Below are 18,674 nucleotides of genomic sequence, written 5' to 3' on the forward strand. Positions count from 1 at the left end.
TCAGTTGATGATGAACTTGATACCGACCCCGAACTGCGTGTGGAACTTCCGTGTGTCGCCACCCCAAAGGCAACGCTCCCGCAGGTTGGCAAGCAGGGCGATACGGTCTGCCACGTAACACTCCACATCGAGCGTCAGCGCACCGCCGTAGATGAAGGCGTCCCGGTCGTGCAGCGTGGAGCCGTCATGCAGCACCTTCTTCCCCCAATTTACCGCCTCATATCCGGCGAGAGCCGAAGCCCCGGCATAGACGAAAACAATCTTTCGGGCGTCCGACAGTATCTTGAAGTAATAGCCGCCCTCCGCCGTGAACTGCGCCACGGGTATCTTGGTGTCCTTGTAGGGATTGTTCTTCAACAGGTATTCGCCACCGAACACCCACTTGTTCCCCTTCTTCGTGTAGGTGGAGAGAGCCGCCCCGAAGCTGTACCCGCCGTCCTTGCCGCCGAGATTGAAGCCGTCCGCCATGTCCGCCCTCACCTCGATGCCCTGCATCTTCGGCAGACACCGCTGGGCGTGCGCCTGCCCTGTAAAAAGGGCAAGCGACGCGATGATTATTGCGATGTACTTTCTCATGGTCAGCGTACTTGAAGTTCGTTGATGGTACCCGCGCGTACCAAATCCTCGTTCTCAATCACGAAGGACTGGTGACGGCCGCCGTTCTTCTCGTTCAATTCCACCACGAGGCACTTGTCATCGGGGATGGTGAACTTCGCCATCGTGAAGACCGTGCGCTCGCTCTTTTTGCCCGGCACGAGGGTGGCGTAGTTCTGCGCGCGGAGCGGCAGAATAATCTGCTCCTGCACGGCAGTACGCTTCGCAACCTTCTTGTCCACGATTTTCCAAGTGATGTAGTCCACATCGAAAGGCACGTTGCTCTGGTTCTTTATCTCCGTGTGGAAATAAAGCAAGCCGTTGTGCGTGTAGATGCCTTTCAACAGGTATTGGATGCCGAAACGCTTGCAGCCGATATGCTTCACCTCGCGCTTGTTCTGTTTGTGGATGGACTTCATGATAAGGCGCACCAGCATCGGGCTTTCGCTGCCCAGCTCTTTCAGATAGATTTCCTGCGCGTTGTTCGGGCGGTTCACCGTGCTGCCGTCATGGATGAAGTCGCACATCTCCACGTTGAGCAACAGCGGTTCGGCGGCGTACTTCACGTTGAAGGTGTAGAAACTGCCGTCCTCCGTGATGACGGACATATTCGTTTCGTTGGGAAAATTCCTTACGGTAGCCTTCACACGGATGATGTTCTCCGCTCCGTCGGCTTTCCCGGCAATCAGGTCGGGCGAGCCTAAATCGACATAGCGCACCTCCGCCGGAAAAATGACGTGGACGGTCTTGTCGTAGGTCACTTCCAGACCGTGCGGCGGTATCATGCGGTCGAAGGTCAGCTTGCGTGACAGCCCGTGATATAGGTCGCCGTCCGCCTCCTTCTGCGGATAGACCTCCTTCGTCAAGGTCGGTTGTTCACTTCCGTTGGTCGTTTCAACGGTTACATTCTCCTGCGCGTTGGCAGTTATGATGCCCATAGCGAGGGCAAACATGATGATTACTTTTCTCATTACTTTTGGATTTTAGTGGTAATTTTTATTGTTTTCAATATTTTTCTTGGTAAAGCATGACCCTGTACCCGGCTTTCAGATGCACCTTGACGGTTCGCATCTTTTTGGCGATGTACTGGCTCGTGCCTTGTATCAGCCCCTTGCCCAAGTCGGAGGCGAGCTGCGCCCCGGCATTGGTGGAGATGTTGATGCTGCTTCCCAGCGAGCCGCCCATGTTGGCGGCGACCTCCCGGACGGCGTTCATCTCCATCGAGTTCGGGATGAAGATGCCGGGCTGTCCGTCCGTGTCATAGACCGCAAGCTCCACGGGGATAATCGTGCCGTCGTATTCCAGCGAGGTAATCTCGATGTCGAGCCGCTCACCCTGTATCTTGCCCGTGCCGACCACCACCGCACCCCGGGGTATTGTCCTGCCTGCCACCGCCATAGGCTCCAGCAGGCGCAGCCTTACCGTCTGCCCGTCCGTCACGCTCTGCGCCCCATGCACGCACGCCGGTATGGTGTTCCTGTCCAATACCTCCGCCGTGCCGACAGCCGTGTTGAAACCCCGGTTGCGTTCCTGCGATAAGGCGGCGACAAACTCCGCGTTACTCATAGGCTGTGAGAGTGAAGAAACTACTTGATGCTCCACCTGTCTGATAGGCATTGCCTTGTTCTTCTTCCCTTTCTGCACGGTAGTTGGCTCTGCCCTCTGTTCCGCCGATGGCTGTCCTCCGTTCTGACCGCCCATGTACTTTGCCGCCAGCTCGTAGGACTTCTCCATAAGAGCCACCTGCTCGTCCATAGAGGAAGCCTTGCCCCTCTCGCTTTCCAGTTCCGACTCCAGCGATGCGATGCGCTCCAACAATTCGTCCATCTCCGCATTGTCGTTTTTCGGCTGGTCGTAGAAGTTTCCGAGCGTGGCGTTCAGGTCACGGTAGGCGGCTGCGGAGGACTGGATGGTCTGCGGCGTGGCTGGCTTTGCCCTTTCTTCCTTGCCGCCCGGATTGGCGAGGTCGAAGTCCACTCCGTTCTCCGTTCCCGCTATCTCGCGGTCGAACATGTCGCCCAGCTGCCCGATGGCACGGTTGCGGCTCTCCTGACGCTCTTCCATCTCCCCATGCTCGTAGGCTTTCAGCTTGTCGCCGATAATCTGCCGGTTCGCCTTGTCAGCGTCGGGCATCTCGGTGTTGTATCCGTCCGTTCCCGGCGGTTGCTCCTTGCCGGAGGACGGGGCGAATATCAGCCACATCGCCCCGATGAACACCAACACCATAGCGGGCAGCACGATCATCTTCTGCCGTTTCAGCCGTTGCGCCTCTGTCAGCGGTTCGCGCTCCTTTTTCGGTTTCCCCGTTTCGGGAGCAGCTTTGTTCTCTTTCGTCGGTTCATTCTTTGTCTGTTCCATATAAATAAGGTGTTAAGTGATTGCCTGTTTCCGCCGGGGTCGGCAGTTCCACCCGTCCGGCGTGTCCCGTTTCCATATGTGAGCCGTCGTTCCTGCCGATGTCATAGACGGCTCTGCCGAAGGTGTAAAGGGCAAGCACCGCGAAGGCGGCGAACATCCCCAGCACGATGCGGCGGCGTGTTTCCGGCGGCAAGCCGTCCAGATACCCTTTGAGACTTGCCGCCAAGCGTTTCCGTTTGTCGTGGAGTTTCCAATACATGCCCCACATTGATTTTCTGATACTTTTCATGTCCTGTTACCGTTTGATAGTCTGTAAATCCTTGTTCTCAATGATGGTGAAACCCTCGATGGTAAAACCGTTCGGGTTGTCATCCGACCGCGATGCGTTCAGCAGGCGGCAGGTGGTCACGAGGCTGCGCTCGGTGACGTTGCTCTGCCGGATGATTTTCTGTGTGGCGTAGGTCACGGCACGGTAGGGATAGGCGTTGAAGTCGCACACCACGCTGTCCACCTTCAGCACTTGGTTGATGTTCCCGGCGATGATGCGGTTGTAGTACCCCTTCTCCGCGAAGTCCGAATAATAGTGGTACACGCTCTTGTCCGCCAGCAGCAAGGCACGTTTCACGTTGTGTTCAATCGCGCTTTTTTCAGGTGATAGCGTGAAGAACATCTCGTGGAAACGGCGCACATGTTCCCGTGCCTCCGCCGGGCGGTTCTGCGACAAATCCTGAGACAAGGCGAGCATCAGGCTCTTGCCGTTGTCCAGCACATAGATTTTCTCCCGTTGCTTCTCTGCGAAACGGTAGGAGTTCCACACGCTCCACACCGTCACCACGGCGCACAGCGAGAGGAAGACGATACCGAACAGGCGTATCTGCCTGAACGACGATTCGATGTTTCTAAGTGATTTGAATTCCATTTATATTTTCCAATTTATGATTGCACATTGATTATTTCAGCAATTTGCCGACACGTCCGACTGCGTTTCCTGCGGCTGCACCCGCCACGCTGCCCGCCATGCTTCCGGCTCGTCCCGCCATCTGGTTCACGTTGCGACCGTAACCGCCCATGCCTCCGGCTTGGATAATCCAGCCCGCAACGGTGGGAATGGTAAAGTAGCCGATGATGCCGATGCAGAGGAATACGATATACACCCCGTCGCTCGAATCCAGCGAGAAGTTCGGGTCTGCCTGCATCCGCTCGATGTCGTTTTGCAGCATCAGAACCTGTATCTTCGCCAGTATGGTGCTGAACATGTCCGATACCGGTAGCCACAGATAGACCTGTATATAGCGGCATATCCACTGCGTGAGCGTGTTTTGGAAACCGTCCCATACCGACAGGGCGAAGGCTATCGGACCGAGAATCGCCAGCACCACGAGAAAGAAGGTGCGGACGGTGTCTATCACGAGGGCGGCGGCTTGGAACAGCAGTTCGAGTATCTCGCGGAAGAAGTCGCGGATGCTCTTCTTCATGTTGTACATTCCCCGGTCGATATACATTCCCGCCATCGTCACCATGTCGGAGGGCGACCAGCCGAGTTCCTCCAGTTGCTTGTCAAATTCCTCGTTGGACACGAGGTAGGCGGTTTCGGGGTTGCGTACCATCGCCTCGTATTCCAGTTTGTCCTTCTGCTCCCGGTATCGGTTCATGTCCAGCGTTTCCGCCTCCAGCATCTTTGCCGTGCCCTGTACGACGGGTGAGAGGATGCTGTTTATCGTGCCCAGCACCACAGTCGGGAAGAACATGATGCACAGACCGATGGCAAAAGGACGGAGCATCGGGAATACGTCTATCGGTTCAGCTCTCGCCAGCGACTGCCATACCCGGTAGGCGACGTAGAACAGCGCACCCAGCCCGGCGATGCCTTTCGCCACACCAGCCATGTCCCCACACAGCGGCATCATCTGCTCATAAAGTGAACGTAAAATCTGATGAAGGTTGTCGAACTTCATAGGCTACCAGTATCTTTCGTTCATGTTCCCGTACAGCCCCATGATGCGGTCGAGGTCGTTCTTCTTTTTCGCACGCAGGTAACTCACGGAGATGTTCTTGTTCGTGTAGTAGCTCACGAGGTTGCGGTAACGCTTCATCTTCGAGTGGCAGCGTTCCACCACGTCCATGCGCTCCTTGTCGGTCATGGAGAGCGTGGTGATGTTCACCACGTTCCTGAGTTCCGTCAACACTTCGTTGCTTTCCTCCAGCAGTTTCGTGTAGCCGAAAGCGATTGCGGAAAGCTCTTCGGGTCTGAAATTCCCGTCACGGAGCATCCGTTGGAAACTGTTCACATAGATGTCTGTGATGTCGCCCACCATCAGGATGGTCTGCTGCACCTTGCGGGCGTCCTTGACCAGATTGTTCACCGATTTGAGGGCATCGTAATACTTCTTGCCCTGCTGATAGATTTTCACCGTCTCCTGAAAGTTGCTCACCATGTTCGTGGCGGTCTTGGAGGTATGGATGATGTTTTTGGAGGCATTGATGATGCCCTGCGCTAGATTGCCCGGATCGCTTACGACCCACTGTGCGCTTGCCCTGCCCGCGAAAAGCAGGCACAGGCAGATAATCATTGTTATTCTTGTTCTCATGTTACTTTGGATTTTAGTGGTTGTTATTCTTCGGTCGGATGTCCCGGCTGCGGCTTCACCCGCACATAGTCCCCGTTTGGCGAGAAAGTCAGCACATCCGTGGCCTCGTTGTAGGACACGTCGATGCGGAAGCCGGTGTTCATGAACAGGTTGCCGTTCTCCTCCTGCAAGAGATAGGTTTCCGGCTTGAGCTTGCGGCGCAGACCGCTACGACGGAACACCGTCACTTTGTAGGCTTCGCCCTCCTTGTAGATAAGCACGTCAGGTTTTCCCTCCACGCTCTCCCAGTTCCCGCACAGCATGTCGCGGCGGTTGTCGGCCACGTCGCAGGATTGCAGCATCATGACCGCCAATCCGATAAGGCACTTGCTGACTTGCAGCATTTTCACTTTTGGTAAATTCATACGCGTTTTTCTTTTTTGGTTGATACATTCTGTTTTTTAGTTATTCCTTGTTTCTCCGCCTTTCGGCAAGCTGCCGGATGGCGGCTTCGATGTCGTCGCCCAGCTTCTCCGCCAGACGGTAAACCTCCACTTTTTCCGTTTCCTCGGTGGTGTACGCGTAGGCTAAGTACCCAGCGCCTTGTCATATTTCTATGATAGGTTTCCGGGCACTCGCCCCCGAACCGGACTTACAAGTCTCCCTGTATCCGGCTCTCCACTAATTAATTCAGTCTGATCCGTCGGTCGGGGTCTATCTTTGCATGACATTTCGAGCAGACCGCCAGCGTTTTGCGCCGCCGTGCGATCATGTTCTTCTCCCAATCGGACTTACCTTTCAGGTCTTTGAGTTTGCGGACATGGTGCATTTCGAGTTTGTCCGTAGCACCGCATAATTCGCAGACTTGGAGTTTCAGCCTTTCCATTAGGCTGTTACGACCGCCCGTTATTGTAACTGTCCGCGGGATAGTGTCGCATGAGGTAGCCCCTGCGATTTTTTTGCGTTTGAAACCGTCGTGATAGAATGATTGGTAGAGCGTTTTACCCTTACTGTTCTCATATGCCACTTTGAACGTCCCGTCCTTTTTGTACTGGAATAGGATTTTCTTTACAGACGACTTGTACTTTCTTGCGAAAGTCTTGTACATGCTGTATGACATGATGTGATAGAAAGAGTTGATGGCCGGGCTGTTATTGGCTATCGAGTAGTAGTTGTAGAATCCCCGGATTTCGGCGTTGAACTGACTGACTATTTCCAGGTCGTCCAAATCGATCATGTACGTTCTGACGATGGATTTCCATACCTCTTTGCCGTTCACGACCGCTATTCTTGCGGCCTTGTAGTCAAAGAGTTTCTTTCGCATCGTTTCAAAATTCAGATACAAGACCGGGACGTGTCCGAACGCCCTGACCGTTCTACCGTTTTTATCCTTGCGTAAATCATTGCTCCTACGGATAAAAATGTCGAATCCGAGGAACTTGGCGGGTTTCTGTGCGTTGGTTATCAGTGTCTTTTCATCTGACAGTTCCAGTTTAAGAGCCTCTTTCAAATAGTTTTTAATGTCCTCTTTTACCGTTTTGCAGTCTTCCAGACTACCGATTATTCCAATCAGAAAGTCATCTGCGTACCGAACGTATTTTATGCGTTTGATACTGCTGTCCATTTCATTACGCGCGGGAAACTTGTGCCTTTCTTCCCGTAGCCGCTTGATTTCAGCGGTCATCTGTTCTCTTACCTTTTCATCTTTCTCATTTTTCAGCTTCTTAGCCAGCCGGTATCTCCGCTGCTCGTAGAGCTTGTACTGAGCGTTGCCTTTCCGTATTTCCCCCTTGTTGAACCGATTGATGTATTCCCGGATGTACTTGTCGAACTTGTCGAGGTAGATATTCGCCAATATAGGACTGACGATACCGCCCTGCGGTGTCCCGCTGTACGTTCTGTGAAACACCCAATCTTCGATGTATCCGGCGTTAAGGAATTTGCGGATAAGCCGTAGAAATCTCTCGTCGGCGATGCGTTCCCGCAGGATGCCTATCAACACATCATGATCGATGTTGTCGTAGAACCCTTTGATGTCGCCCTCGATGAACCATTTCACGGCTGTGAATGACTTCTGTATGCTGATAAGTGCGGTATGGCAACTACGCCCGGGCCGAAACCCGTGTGAGGTATGCTCAAAACTGCCCTCGTAGATAGCTTCCAGTATCATTCTCACCACTTCCTGCACCAACTTGTCGTTGAATGAGGGGATGCCAAGCGGACGTTTCTTGCCGTTTTTCTTCGGTATGTACGCCCTTTTGGACGGAGCTGGTTGATAAGTCTCGTTTTTCAGACTTTCAATCAGTTGCTCAATGCGTTCAATGCTCATTCCACTGACGGTTTTACCGTCAGTTCCTGCTGTCATGTTGCCCGGTTTTGCGTAAATGCGCTCGTAGGCCACATAAAACATTTCCGCATTAAACAGCACTCTATACAGCCGCTCAAACTTGTAGTTTGAATTACCGCTGTGTTTAGACAGACTGTTTAACACATTCTTTGGATTTCTCATGTCTCACACATTTTCCGTTAAATTGTTAAACTTAATTAGCTGCTTCCCTTCGCCATGTACAGGGCGTTACCCTGCTCAGACTACTATGGAAGCTCCGTTGCCATGCCGGATATTCATAGGTCTACACCTAATAGCCTTGCGGCGTTCCGGTTTAGGCAATCCCCGTTTAGGAACTTGACAACTGTTTGGCGCGATAGATTGTCGGATACGACTTTCGTCCTTTACTGCTTATGGCAGTTGCCCTGCGGTCAGTTTATGCTACATCCGCTATCTGTCATCGGTGTAGTACCGCAGTGTGACGTATATAACTATCTTCCGTCACCGCCCAAGGATACGACTGCTCGGACTATCGTTCAACCAATGCAGGCTTTATCCTTATATCTATCTTTTTAACTTGCCATTCAGTCGCAGCCTGATAGTTGGCTGACTTATGGCTTTACCAACGTGCTGTGTTCCCTTATGGGGTTTCCCCCTCCGGTAAGCGGTTGTTAATGGGCATTTTAAACACTTGCCCAGTCGCTTGCCAAAGCGACATTCGTCAAATTCCCTTTACGGGCGCACCAGATACTCTTCCGCGCTGACCTCCGTGGCATAGACCGCCGACTGCGTGCCGCCCAAGCCTATCCACACCTCCTTGTAGAGCCGTGAAGGGTTGTTCGCCATGTTGATGGAGAGTATCTGCGACTTCTCCTTTTCCGTCAGTCCGAGCAACGCCTGTATCTGGTCGAACTTGTTCATATATTTCCTTTGGTCAAGCAGGATTTTACAATCCGAGTTGTTGATAATGCTCTCTTTGACCACCGGAGAACTGATAATGTCGTCCACCTCCTGCGTCACCACGATTGCCTCGCCGTAATATTTTCTGACCGTCTTATACATATAGCGCAGATATTCAGCCATGTTCGCCGATGAGAGGGCCTTCCAAGCCTCTTCCACGATAAGCTGTTTCCGCACGCCTTTCAGCCGCCGCATCTTGTTGATGAAGGCTTCCATGATGATGATGGTCACGACGGGGAACAGTTCGCGGTTTTCTTTAATCGAATCTATCTCGAAGACGATGAACCGCTTGCCGAGCAGGTCGATGTTCTCCGTGGAGTTGAGCAGGAAATCGTAACGCCCGCCCCGGTAATACTGCCGCATGGTGGTGAGCATGTTGTCGATGTTGAAGTCGGACTTCTCCACCTTGATGTCACGCTGTGCCAGTTCCTTGCGGTAGTCGTCACGCATATACTCGTAGAAGGTGTTGAACGACGGCACGATGCTACGGTCGGATTGGATGCGCTCAATATAGGCACTCACGGCACTGCCCAGCTCGCCGCTCTCCGTCTTTGTCACCTTGTCGTCCTCCGACTTCCAGAGCGTCAGCAACAGGGTCTTGATGCTGTCCTTCTTCTCCACGTCGAAGATGTAATCGTCGGTGTAGAACGGGTTGAAGCTGATGGGCTTATCTTCCGTGTAGGTGAAATACACACCGTCCGCTCCGCCTGTCTTGCGTCGGATCATGCCGCACAAGCCCTGATAGGAGTTTCCCGTGTCCACCAATACCACATGTGCGCCTTGCTCATAATATTGGCGCACGAGGTGGTTCATGAAGAAAGACTTGCCGCTGCCCGAAGGACCCAGCACGAACTTGTTGCGGTTGGTCGTGATACCTCGCTTCATGGGCAGGTCGGAGATGTCAAGGTGCAGCGGTTTTCCCGTGAGCCTGTCCACCATCTTGATGCCGAAGGGCGAGAGCGAGCTGCGGTAGTTGGTTTCCTCTGTGAACAGGCACACCGCCTGTTCGATGAAGGTGTGGAAACTCTCTTCCGCCGGGAAGTCCGCCGCATTGCCGGGTATCGCCGCCCAGTAGAGTGTCGGGCAGTCGATGGTGTTGTGGCGCGGCACGCATTCCATGCTTGCCAACTGGCTGCCCACGTCGTTCTTGATATGCTTCAGTTCCTCCGCATCGTCGCTCCACGCCATGACGTTGAAGTGTGCCCGTACCGAGGTCAGTCCGTAGGAATGGGCTTCGTTCAGGTATTGGTCTATCCACTCGCGGTTGATGCTGTTGCTCCTTGAATAGCGAGATAGCGACTGCATGTTACGGGCGGACTTCTCGAACTTCTGCAAGGTTTCCTCACTGTTGTCTATCAGCACATACTGGTTGTAGATATGGTTGCAGGAGAGCAGAAGCCCCACCGGGGAGGCGAATGACAGTCGGCAGTCACTCCGGTCGGTGGAGAGCTTCTCGTAACGGGTGTCGGTAGCCACCTTGCCCGGCAGGTCTTCCGCGTCGGAGAGGGTGTGCAGACACAGGCGGTTGTCGCCGATGCGCATCTCCCTTGCCGAAAGCTCGATGTCCTGCAAGGTGGTGTCACCTTCCGGCATGAGCGAGAAGTAGCGTTCAATAAGTCCCGTCTTTCCCTCAGTACCCACAATCTCATCGGTGGAGAGGCGGCGCAGCCTGACAAGCCCGCTGTCGTTCATGATGCGCTCGAACTGTTCGCAGGCTTCCAAGAACTTGGTCGTGGTTTCCCTGTCCAGCTCCTTCGGGATGATATGTCCCCGGCACAGCGTGCTGAAATTGCTCTGCATCCGGTTACGCTCCTTTGTTGTCTTGGTCAGGTAGAGGTAGCAGGTGTGTTTCAGGTACGGACGCTCGTTGAAGTGACGCTCGAAAGAGCGGCTTAAAAAGCTCATGTCGTCCTTCTGAAGCTCCGGTTTGTAGCGTTCCTTGATGAACCAGTCCTGTTTGTGGACGACGGAGTAGTCCGGCAGCACCTTGATAGCCTTGCACCAGCAACTGTGTATCGCCTCGTACTCCGCACCCGTCACGGTGTAAAGTTCCGGTAGTTCCACCTCGAAAGCCACCGTGATGTCGGCGTCCTTTGAGATGATGCAGCCATGCTCCACCGCTAAAAGTGGGAACCTGTTTTCCAGTGTTGTCATTTTCGATGTATTCCTCATTGTCTTTCTTCCTTTCGTTGTCGTTTGAACAGACGGGTTATCCGCCGCCGGTTGATAAGGTATCGGGGATGGCTCCGTGCCGCTCCTAATTTCATCAGCCCGTGTTCACCGTACCGGGCGTTCAGCGCGAAGGTCTGCCATACAAGGAGGGAGGACGATGCCGCGCCGAAGCCGATACATATCCACTGGTCGATACCGACCATGTAGAGGATGACGAACAGGACGAAGAGAGCCAGCAGACCTCCGCAGAAGATGAAGAGGTACTGTGCCTTCAAGCCCTTGAACTCTACCGGACGGCCGATACCCTTGTTGATTGGGTATTCAGCCATACATTATTTATTAAAGGAAGAATGAGCGCAGGATGGTGGCGGCAACAATCAGGAAGATGCACGCGCCGAACCACGAGGCGGCTGTCTTGCTGGTGTCGGGGTCGCCCGATGAAAACTTGCCGTACACTTTTACGCCCCCGATAAGCCCGACGACTGCACCGATGGCGTATATCAGTTTAGTTCCGGGGTCGAAATAAGAACTCACCATAGAGGTGGCTTCGTTGATGCCCGCGATGCCGTTTCCCTGCGCGAAAGCGGAGGCGGTTGCGGCGATGACAAGTGCCGCGGAGAGGATTGCTTTTCTGTTTTTCAAGATGTTCTTGTTCATAAACTGTTCTTGTTTTTTGCCGTCAAAAGGGTGGATGGTCCTTTGTCGGGCGGTTGATACTTTGTTTCTTTACTTTGGTTTTAGTGGATGCCCGTTTGTTTCCACGGACGTGGGCGTGTCCGTTGCGGATGGGGATGCGCCTTGCGTTTCCTCGCCGCGTGGGTTGATGTCATTCTTTCATGTTCATTTCTTTTATTGTTGTCATACATAGTTGCGAATGTCGAACTCCTCGATGTTGTCCGGCACGACGAACTCCTTTTCAGATTTCTTCAGCCGAATCTCGATAAGCCCCTTGATGCGGATGCCTATCTCCGAAGAGCCTTCCATCATTTTCTCGTACAACTCCGTGCCCTCCATGTCGGTGAACACCTTAGCCGCCTTTTCACGTTCCGCCTGTGTCGCGTCCGGGTTTTTGGCGGTCTTGCAGGCGTCGTCAATCTCGTCAAAGCTGCTGCCCGAAGCCCGTGGCGTGTCCGAGGCGTCCTCTTCCGGTTCGTCGTCCCCGTATCCCAGTTCCTCCGGCGGTATGCTCGTGAAGGTCTCATCGAGTTTTTCCTCCGGGACTTGTGCCGGGCGGGATGCGTTTCCCGTTTTTCCGTCGTCAAAAGTAGCCTCTTCCTCCGACAGCTCAATGCCTTTTTCAATAGTGGCGGCTTCTTGCGTCGGTATGGCAGCGGTTGTCCGGGTGGATGCCATCCTGAAACGGCTCTTGCCGATGATGTCCGCCTTTTCCGCAGGGACTTCCTCGTGTGCCGCTATGCGTTTAGCCTCATTCCCGTCCAGTGACCGCCATAATCCGACAATGCCCTTGAAGAAGCGGACAATCCGCGTGTCCATGATGCGCTCGTAAAGGAGCAGGAACAGGAACCAGAGGTTGCAGCCGACCGATACCGCCAGCAGAATGTCTGTCATGCTGATTGTGTAATTCATATCCTTCCGTTTTTGGTTAGAATACTGAATTGTAATTTCGGGCATAAAGGCTCTTTATCGCATCTTCGCACTGGTTGAAGTGGTGCGTCAGCACATGGTCGATGTAAGCGGACAGCGTAAGCCGGTCATGCCCGATTACACGGGTGATACGCATGATACGCTCGTGGTACTCCGGGCGCACATACGCCATCTTCCCCTCACGTGCCTTTACTTCCGGGTCGCGGATGAACAGGCGTTCATAGTCCTTCTCACTGCATTTGCCGCTTACCGGGACAGGCGACAGTATTTCCACACTCGCCTGCACTTGGGTAAACATACCTCCGCAGTCTTGCTGTGGTCTTTTTTCATTCGGTGTCATTTCTTTTTCCATTTTCAAATCAGATCTTCACGTTGTTTCTTGTACAGTTCGTTGATTCTCTCCTTGTGCTGTTCCAGATGCTGGCGCAGCACGGTATCCACATATCCGCCTACTGAGATTTCCCCTCCGGCGATGTCGTTCACGATTCTGAGGATCTTGCCGTGGACGTCACGGCTGATATAGACACATTGGCGGGTCTTTATCTCGTTGCGGCGCAGGAATAGCTCGTTGTAGTCCTCGTCCTGCCTTTTCCGGCGTCCACTTTCCCTCTGCGCTTTTTCCCGTGTTACGGGTTGCACAGGAGATGGTTCCGGTGCGGCGGTGTCCTCTTCGGTCGGTGCAGCTGCGGGTACTTCCTGTGCGGGGCGCAGTGTCCCGTCCTGTGTGCGCCGCCCGATGGAGGCTAACAGCAGTTCCTCGTCGATGCCTTCCGTGTTCACTTTCCTGCTGCCCATGCTCACTGCGGTCTGATGATGTCGCTTATCTCTTCGGAAAACTCCCGGATGCCACTCCCTTTCAGCAGTGCCGTGTCCATCGGGAAGATGGTGGAGCGGAAAACGCTCTTGCGCTCTTCCGAAAGGTCACGGCGGAACTTCTTGCTGTCGGGCAAGCGGGTGGAAAGTACCGGAAAGCCCATTTCGGCTATCACTTCCTCGTAGATGCCGTACAAGTCGTTCCTCTCCCTGCCGTCCACCATCGTCCAGAACAGATGCAGCCCCTTTGTTTTCGCCTGTCCGGTAGTCATCAGCCTGTCGCGGAACATCGTGACGAATTTCAGGGTACTCTCCACGACAAAGCGGTCGGCACTCAGCGGAGTGAAAATGTAGTCCATCTGCGAGAGCGTCTTTATCACGCCGTTGCTTCGGAGTGTGCCGGGCATGTCGAAGAACACCACGTCGGGTTTCACGTCCTCAGTGGCAATCATCCTCTCGGCATCGTCGAGGGCGTTCACCGCATTGCTTTTGACGATGGTGTAGGCGTTCTTTTTGATCCGGCGGAAATGGTCGCAAGCGAGAGCCTTGAAGTAGGTGCTGCTGTCGATAAGCCCCATTTCGTGTTCGCGCAGCCCGTGGATGCTGTGCTGCGGGTCGTCGCAGTCCACGACGGCGACATTGTAGCCTTTCACGTTGTGCAGGTAGCTGGCGGCAAGTGCCGTGACAGTGGATTTGCCGATGCCACCTTTCTGTGTTGCGAATGCAACGAAGATTTCCTTACTCATAGTTCCATTTATTTTAATTGTTGATGATTTGTTTTTCTGTTTCCATACGGATTTGGCTGTCGCACCATCCGCTTCCGTGACTACACACGCAGGCGGGTCGTCGCGTATCCGGTTCTGTGGTGAAGCGGTGCGTCGGACAAATGGTGATTGACGACATTGCGTCATGAAGTCATTGAATCCATACGTCACCGAATTGTCGGAGAACCGGGTTTCCGACGGTTCGGGTATCCGTTTCGGCAAGTATCCGAAGAAGCGGATTTCCGGGTATTTGAATGTTCCGTTTATCATATCTTCAAATCGTTCGTTTCTTGAATCATGCTGCAAATAAACAAGTATATTTTGGAACCTGTATCACTTCTCCGGCAAGTGGCGGCACGTTGCGCCGGTTGGCAGTCATTGACCGGGTCAAGCATCTGTCCGATACCGCTTTAAGGGCGTAACTTTGCACCCGGACAGCAGGGTTCGCCGATGACGCGCGGCCCGGAGTCCTGAAAGGTATTTTCCCAATCCGTCCCCTGACGGATTTTTATGTTCACCTGAACATAGCAAGATGTCTTTTCAGCCGCTCAAAATATTTTGAGCAGCCACGAAAAGCACTTGCCCTTGCAGGGGGCGGGCTTTCCCTCCGAAGTCGGGAAGCCTTTCAGAACTGCGGTGCTGTAATCCGAAGCGGCGGCTTATGCCGTCAATCCGCTAAATCCAAAGTAATATGAAAGAGAAAAGGAAAAGCAAATCAGGGAGAAATCCCAAACTTGATCCGGCGGTGTACCGGTACACCGTCCGTTTCAACGAGGAGGAACACAACCGTTTCCTCGCCATGTTCGGAAAATCGGGTGTCTATGCACGGTCTGTTTTCCTCAAAGCGCACTTCTTCGGGCAACCGTTCAAGGTGCTGAAGGTGGACAAGACGTTGGTGGACTATTACACCAAACTGTCGGATTTTCATGCACAATTCCGTGCCGTGGGTACGAATTACAACCAAGTCGTGAAGGAACTGAGGCTGCATTTTTCAGAGAAAAAGGCGATGGCGTTGCTCTACAAATTAGAGCAACACACCGTCGAACTCGTGAAACTGAGCCGCCGGATTGTGGAACTTTCAAGGGAAATGGAGGCAAAATGGTCGCAAAAATCAGTGTAGGAAGTTCGTTGTACGGCGCGATTGCCTACAACGGGGAGAAGATTAACGAGGCGCAGGGGCGGCTTCTCACCACCAACCGCATCTACAATGACGGTTCGGGAACGGTGGACATAGGCAAGGCGATGGAGGGTTTTCTCACCTTCCTGCCACCGCAGATGAAGATCGAGAAGCCGGTGGTGCATATCTCTCTCAACCCGCACCCGGAGGATGTGCTGACCGATATTGAGTTGCAGAATATCGCCCGCGAGTATCTGGAAAAACTCGGTTTCGGAAACCAGCCTTATCTTGTATTCAAGCACGAGGACATCGACCGCCACCACCTGCACATCGTGACGGTCAACGTGGACGAGAACGGGAAAAGGCTCAACCGGGATTTTCTCTACCGCCGCAGCGACCGTATCCGCAGGGAACTGGAACAGAAGTACGGATTGCATCCGGCAGAACGTAAAAATCAGAGATTGGATAATCCGTTGCGCAAGGTGGCCGCATCGGCAGGTGATGTGAAGAAGCAGGTAGGCAACACCGTGAAGGCTCTGAATGGGCAGTACCGTTTCCAGACGATGGGCGAATACCGTGCGCTCCTTTCCTTATATAATATGACGGTGGAGGAAGCGAGGGGCAACGTGCGCGGACGGGAGTATCACGGGCTGGTCTATTCCGTCACGGACGACAAGGGTAACAAGGTGGGCAACCCGTTCAAATCCTCGCTTTTCGGGAAGTCCGCAGGCTATGAAGCCGTACAGAAGAAGTTTGTCCGTTCCAAATCGGAAATCAAGGATAGGAAACTGGCAGACATGACGAAACGCACCGTCCTTTCCGTGCTGCAAGGCACTTATGACAAGGACAAATTTGTATCCCAACTCAAAGAGAAGGGCATCGACACCGTACTGCGCTACACAGAGGAAGGGCGCATCTATGGGGCTACCTTCATCGACCACCGCACGGGATGCGTGCTGAACGGTTCGCGCATGGGTAAGGAGCTTTCGGCGAATGCCTTGCAGGAACACTTCACCCTGCCATACGCCGGACAACCGCCGATACCGCTATCCATCCCTGTGGATGCTGCGGACAAGGCACACGGGCAGACCGCCTACGACAGTGAAGATATATCGGGCGGTATGGGCTTGCTCACTCCCGAAGGTCCGGCGGTAGATGCCGAGGAAGAGGCTTTCATCCGGGCGATGAAGCGCAAAAAGAAGAAAAAACGCAAGGGCTTGGGTATGTAATCAGAGTATCAACAATTAAAAAATCAATGTATGTCACAACAAGAAGACGATTTGAGGGCATTGGCGAAAATCATGGATTTTCTGCGTGCCGTGAGTATCATTTTAGTGGTCATGAACGTGTACTGGTTCTGCTACGAAGCCATCCGGCTGTGGGGCGTGAACATCGGCGTGGTGGACAAAATCCTTCTGAACTTCGACCGCACGGCGGGGCTGTTCCATTCCATTCTCTACACGAAGCTGTTTTCCGTCCTTTTGCTTGCCTTGTCCTGTCTGGGTACGAAGGGTGTCAAGGGTGAGAAAATCACTTGGGGGAGAATCTGGACAGCATTTGCCGTCGGGTTCGTGCTGTTTTTCCTGAACTGGTGGTTGCTGCCCCTGCCGCTGCCGCTTGAAGCGGTGACGGGACTGTATGTCCTTACCATTGGAACGGGCTATGTCTGCCTGTTGATGGGTGGTCTGTGGATGAGCCGCCTGTTGAAACACAATTTGATGGAGGATGTTTTCAACAACGAGAACGAGAGTTTCATGCAGGAAACGAGGCTTATCGAAAGCGAGTATTCGGTCAATCTGCCGACACGTTTCTATTACAGGAAACGCTGGAACAACGGTTGGATCAATGTAGTTAATCCCTTCCGTGCGTCCATCGTGTTGGGTACGCCGGGCAGCGGCAAGTCCTATGCCGTGGTAAACAATTTTATCAAGCAACAGATTGAAAAGGGCTTTAGTCAATACATCTACGATTTCAAGTATCCCGACCTATCTACTATTGCCTACAACCATTTGCTGAACCACCCGGACGGCTACAAGGTAAAGCCGAAGTTCTATGTGATCAACTTCGACGACCCGCGACGCTCTCATCGGTGCAATCCCATTCACCCGGATTTTATGGAAGATATTACGGATGCCTATGAGAGTGCCTACACAATAATGCTCAACCTCAATAAAACGTGGGTGCAAAAGCAGGGCGACTTCTTCGTGGAGTCACCTATCATTCTGTTTGCCAGTATTATCTGGTATCTCAAAATCTATCAGAACGGGAAGTTTTGCACGTTTCCCCATGCTATCGAGTTTCTGAACCGCCGTTACGAGGATATATTTCCGATACTGACCTCTTATCCGGAGCTGGAGAACTACCTTTCGCCGTTCATGGATGCGTGGCTTGGAGGGGCTGCGGAGCAGCTCATGGGTCAGATAGCGTCGGCAAAAATCCCGCTTTCGAGGATGATTTCACCGCAGCTCTACTGGGTGATGTCAGACAGCGAGTTTACGCTGGACATCAACAATCCCGAAGAGCCGAAAATCCTCTGCGTGGGTAACAATCCCGACCGTCAGAATATCTACGGTGCGGCACTCGGTCTGTATAATTCCCGTATCGTGAAGCTCATCAACAAGAAGGGGATGCTGAAGTCATCGGTCATCATCGACGAGTTGCCCACAATATACTTCAAAGGGTTGGACAATCTTATAGCTACCGCCCGAAGCAACAAGGTTGCCGTGTGTCTGGGCTTTCAGGATTTCAGCCAGTTAGTGCGTGACTACGGGGACAAAGAGGCGAAAGTGGTGATGAACACTGTCGGCAATATTTTCTCCGGTCAGGTGGTGGGGGAAACAGCCAAGACGCTCTCCGAGCGGTTCGGTAAGGTGTTGCAGAAACGGCAGTCCATCTCCATCAACCGGCAGGATGTTTCCACCTCCATCAACACGCAGATGGACGCGCTCATTCCACCGAGTAAGATTTCCGGGCTTACGCAGGGAATGTTTGTCGGTTCTGTATCCGACAACTTCAACGAGCGTATCGAGCAGAAGATTTTTCATTGCGAGATTGTGGTGGATGCCGAAAAGGTGAAACGGGAAGAAAGTGCCTACAAGAAAATTCCCGTCATTACAAACTTCACGGACGAGGACGGCAACGACCGCATGAAGGAAACGGTGCAGGCGAACTACCGGCGCATCAAGGAAGAGGTGAAGCAGATTGTGCAGGAGGAACTGGAGCGTATCAAAAACGATCCGGTGCTGTGTAAACTGCTACCAGATAATGAGACTGTCTAACAAGTCCCCAAAATTGAAAATTATCCCTATCGAAGTTTGAAGTGACCCCCAAAAGTTGGATACAATTTTTTGGGGGGGCACTTCAGTTCTGACGGGTAAAATCGTAAAATTCGGACTTGT

General features: G+C 53.1%; 19 protein-coding genes and 1 pseudogene. 4 read left to right on the forward strand and 16 right to left on the reverse strand.

Annotated elements, in window-relative coordinates:
- The 16 genes and pseudogenes from HMPREF9448_RS09070 to HMPREF9448_RS09145 form a co-directional block, all read right to left on the reverse strand.
- On the reverse strand, window positions 1-576 hold the full coding sequence (locus tag HMPREF9448_RS09070; RefSeq protein ID WP_004291523.1) for a conjugal transfer protein TraO: 576 nt from the start codon (window positions 574-576) through the stop codon (window positions 1-3).
- Window positions 577-578: 2 nt separating this feature from the next.
- Window positions 579-1,565, reverse strand: coding sequence for a conjugative transposon protein TraN (traN, locus tag HMPREF9448_RS09075; protein ID WP_004291522.1), 987 nt, complete (start codon window positions 1,563-1,565; stop codon window positions 579-581).
- Between the two features lie 34 nt (window positions 1,566-1,599).
- Entirely contained in the window at window positions 1,600-2,952 is a 1,353-nt protein-coding gene (gene traM / locus HMPREF9448_RS09080) for a conjugative transposon protein TraM (protein WP_004291521.1), read from the reverse strand.
- Window positions 2,933-3,220, reverse strand: a complete 288-nt coding sequence (locus tag HMPREF9448_RS14715; RefSeq protein WP_018697145.1) for a TraL conjugative transposon family protein — start codon at window positions 3,218-3,220, stop codon at window positions 2,933-2,935. The genes traM and HMPREF9448_RS14715 overlap by 20 nt, the downstream gene beginning before the upstream one ends.
- Window positions 3,221-3,247: 27 nt before the next feature.
- The gene (gene traK, locus HMPREF9448_RS09090; protein ID WP_004291519.1) at window positions 3,248-3,871 is read right to left on the reverse strand and encodes a conjugative transposon protein TraK; all 624 of its coding nucleotides are present in this window, start codon (window positions 3,869-3,871) and stop codon (window positions 3,248-3,250) included.
- Window positions 3,872-3,902: 31 nt separating this feature from the next.
- Entirely contained in the window at window positions 3,903-4,907 is a 1,005-nt protein-coding gene (gene traJ / locus HMPREF9448_RS09095; RefSeq protein WP_004291518.1) for a conjugative transposon protein TraJ, read from the reverse strand.
- Window positions 4,908-4,910: 3 nt separating this feature from the next.
- Complete coding sequence (locus HMPREF9448_RS09100) at window positions 4,911-5,540, reverse strand: DUF4141 domain-containing protein (RefSeq protein ID WP_004304283.1); 630 nt, start codon at window positions 5,538-5,540, stop codon at window positions 4,911-4,913.
- A 23-nt stretch (window positions 5,541-5,563) separates the two neighbouring features.
- Window positions 5,564-5,944 carry a DUF3876 domain-containing protein gene (locus HMPREF9448_RS09105; RefSeq protein ID WP_004291516.1) on the reverse strand — a complete coding sequence of 127 codons (381 nt, stop codon included), beginning with the start codon at window positions 5,942-5,944 and terminating at the stop codon, window positions 5,564-5,566.
- A 260-nt stretch (window positions 5,945-6,204) separates the two neighbouring features.
- Complete coding sequence (locus tag HMPREF9448_RS09110) at window positions 6,205-8,028, reverse strand: reverse transcriptase domain-containing protein (protein WP_008862302.1); 1,824 nt, start codon at window positions 8,026-8,028, stop codon at window positions 6,205-6,207.
- 561 nt (window positions 8,029-8,589) lie between these two features.
- Window positions 8,590-10,977: pseudogene (locus tag HMPREF9448_RS09115) on the reverse strand (TraG family conjugative transposon ATPase); the annotation flags it as partial.
- A complete protein-coding gene (locus HMPREF9448_RS09120; protein ID WP_004291514.1) occupies window positions 10,974-11,306 on the reverse strand; it encodes a DUF4133 domain-containing protein in 333 nt (110 codons plus the stop codon). The pseudogene HMPREF9448_RS09115 and the gene HMPREF9448_RS09120, both read right to left, overlap by 4 nt.
- A gap of 10 nt (window positions 11,307-11,316) precedes the next feature.
- Window positions 11,317-11,634 carry a DUF4134 domain-containing protein gene (locus tag HMPREF9448_RS09125; RefSeq protein ID WP_002560983.1) on the reverse strand — a complete coding sequence of 106 codons (318 nt, stop codon included), beginning with the start codon at window positions 11,632-11,634 and terminating at the stop codon, window positions 11,317-11,319.
- A 201-nt stretch (window positions 11,635-11,835) separates the two neighbouring features.
- The gene (locus HMPREF9448_RS09130; RefSeq protein ID WP_004304280.1) at window positions 11,836-12,564 is read right to left on the reverse strand and encodes a hypothetical protein; all 729 of its coding nucleotides are present in this window, start codon (window positions 12,562-12,564) and stop codon (window positions 11,836-11,838) included.
- Window positions 12,565-12,580: 16 nt separating this feature from the next.
- Window positions 12,581-12,934, reverse strand: a complete 354-nt coding sequence (locus tag HMPREF9448_RS09135; protein WP_004291505.1) for a DUF3408 domain-containing protein — start codon at window positions 12,932-12,934, stop codon at window positions 12,581-12,583.
- 2 nt (window positions 12,935-12,936) lie between these two features.
- A complete protein-coding gene (locus HMPREF9448_RS09140; protein WP_004291503.1) occupies window positions 12,937-13,377 on the reverse strand; it encodes a DUF3408 domain-containing protein in 441 nt (146 codons plus the stop codon).
- Between the two features lie 2 nt (window positions 13,378-13,379).
- Window positions 13,380-14,306 (reverse strand): ParA family protein, encoded by a 927-nt coding sequence (locus tag HMPREF9448_RS09145; RefSeq protein WP_005783105.1) that lies wholly within the window; start codon window positions 14,304-14,306, stop codon window positions 13,380-13,382.
- On the opposite strand from HMPREF9448_RS09145, the gene HMPREF9448_RS14850 reads away from it, so the two are divergent.
- From HMPREF9448_RS14850 to mobC, 4 genes are all read left to right on the forward strand, one after another.
- A complete protein-coding gene (locus tag HMPREF9448_RS14850) occupies window positions 14,305-14,469 on the forward strand; it encodes a hypothetical protein (protein WP_196029218.1) in 165 nt (54 codons plus the stop codon). The genes HMPREF9448_RS09145 and HMPREF9448_RS14850 overlap by 2 nt on opposite strands.
- Window positions 14,470-14,850: 381 nt before the next feature.
- Window positions 14,851-15,279: a conjugal transfer protein MobA gene (gene mobA, locus HMPREF9448_RS09150; protein ID WP_004291488.1), complete on the forward strand. Its 429-nt coding sequence runs from the start codon at window positions 14,851-14,853 to the stop codon at window positions 15,277-15,279.
- Window positions 15,258-16,505 carry a conjugal transfer protein MobB gene (gene mobB / locus HMPREF9448_RS09155; RefSeq protein ID WP_004291483.1) on the forward strand — a complete coding sequence of 416 codons (1,248 nt, stop codon included), beginning with the start codon at window positions 15,258-15,260 and terminating at the stop codon, window positions 16,503-16,505. Before mobA ends, mobB begins: the two co-directional genes overlap by 22 nt.
- 30 nt (window positions 16,506-16,535) lie before the next feature.
- Complete coding sequence (mobC, locus tag HMPREF9448_RS09160; RefSeq protein WP_004291482.1) at window positions 16,536-18,554, forward strand: conjugal transfer protein MobC; 2,019 nt, start codon at window positions 16,536-16,538, stop codon at window positions 18,552-18,554.
- The last annotated feature ends 120 nt before the right edge of the window (window positions 18,555-18,674 follow it).

It is taken from the genome of Barnesiella intestinihominis YIT 11860, from assembly GCF_000296465.1.
Lineage (GTDB): Bacteria > Bacteroidota > Bacteroidia > Bacteroidales > Barnesiellaceae > Barnesiella > Barnesiella intestinihominis.

Bases quoted from the DNA above. Each gene is read 5' to 3' on its own strand.
- HMPREF9448_RS09070 (WP_004291523.1), bottom strand. From the start codon at position 576: ATGAGAAAGTACATCGCAATAATCATCGCGTCGCTTGCCCTTTTTACA.
- traN (WP_004291522.1), bottom strand. From the start codon at position 1,565: ATGAGAAAAGTAATCATCATGTTTGCCCTCGCTATGGGCATCATAACT.
- traM (WP_004291521.1), bottom strand. From the start codon at position 2,952: ATGGAACAGACAAAGAATGAACCGACGAAAGAGAACAAAGCTGCTCCC.
- HMPREF9448_RS14715 (WP_018697145.1), bottom strand. From the start codon at position 3,220: ATGTGGGGCATGTATTGGAAACTCCACGACAAACGGAAACGCTTGGCG.
- traK (WP_004291519.1), bottom strand. From the start codon at position 3,871: ATGGAATTCAAATCACTTAGAAACATCGAATCGTCGTTCAGGCAGATA.
- traJ (WP_004291518.1), bottom strand. From the start codon at position 4,907: ATGAAGTTCGACAACCTTCATCAGATTTTACGTTCACTTTATGAGCAG.
- HMPREF9448_RS09100 (WP_004304283.1), bottom strand. From the start codon at position 5,540: ATGAGAACAAGAATAACAATGATTATCTGCCTGTGCCTGCTTTTCGCG.
- HMPREF9448_RS09105 (WP_004291516.1), bottom strand. From the start codon at position 5,944: ATGAATTTACCAAAAGTGAAAATGCTGCAAGTCAGCAAGTGCCTTATC.
- HMPREF9448_RS09110 (WP_008862302.1), bottom strand. From the start codon at position 8,028: ATGAGAAATCCAAAGAATGTGTTAAACAGTCTGTCTAAACACAGCGGT.
- HMPREF9448_RS09120 (WP_004291514.1), bottom strand. From the start codon at position 11,306: ATGGCTGAATACCCAATCAACAAGGGTATCGGCCGTCCGGTAGAGTTC.
- HMPREF9448_RS09125 (WP_002560983.1), bottom strand. From the start codon at position 11,634: ATGAACAAGAACATCTTGAAAAACAGAAAAGCAATCCTCTCCGCGGCA.
- HMPREF9448_RS09130 (WP_004304280.1), bottom strand. From the start codon at position 12,564: ATGAATTACACAATCAGCATGACAGACATTCTGCTGGCGGTATCGGTC.
- HMPREF9448_RS09135 (WP_004291505.1), bottom strand. From the start codon at position 12,934: ATGGAAAAAGAAATGACACCGAATGAAAAAAGACCACAGCAAGACTGC.
- HMPREF9448_RS09140 (WP_004291503.1), bottom strand. From the start codon at position 13,377: ATGGGCAGCAGGAAAGTGAACACGGAAGGCATCGACGAGGAACTGCTG.
- HMPREF9448_RS14850 (WP_196029218.1), top strand. From the start codon at position 14,305: ATGAAGTCATTGAATCCATACGTCACCGAATTGTCGGAGAACCGGGTT.
- HMPREF9448_RS09145 (WP_005783105.1), bottom strand. From the start codon at position 14,306: ATGACGCAATGTCGTCAATCACCATTTGTCCGACGCACCGCTTCACCA.
- mobA (WP_004291488.1), top strand. From the start codon at position 14,851: ATGAAAGAGAAAAGGAAAAGCAAATCAGGGAGAAATCCCAAACTTGAT.
- mobB (WP_004291483.1), top strand. From the start codon at position 15,258: ATGGTCGCAAAAATCAGTGTAGGAAGTTCGTTGTACGGCGCGATTGCC.
- mobC (WP_004291482.1), top strand. From the start codon at position 16,536: ATGTCACAACAAGAAGACGATTTGAGGGCATTGGCGAAAATCATGGAT.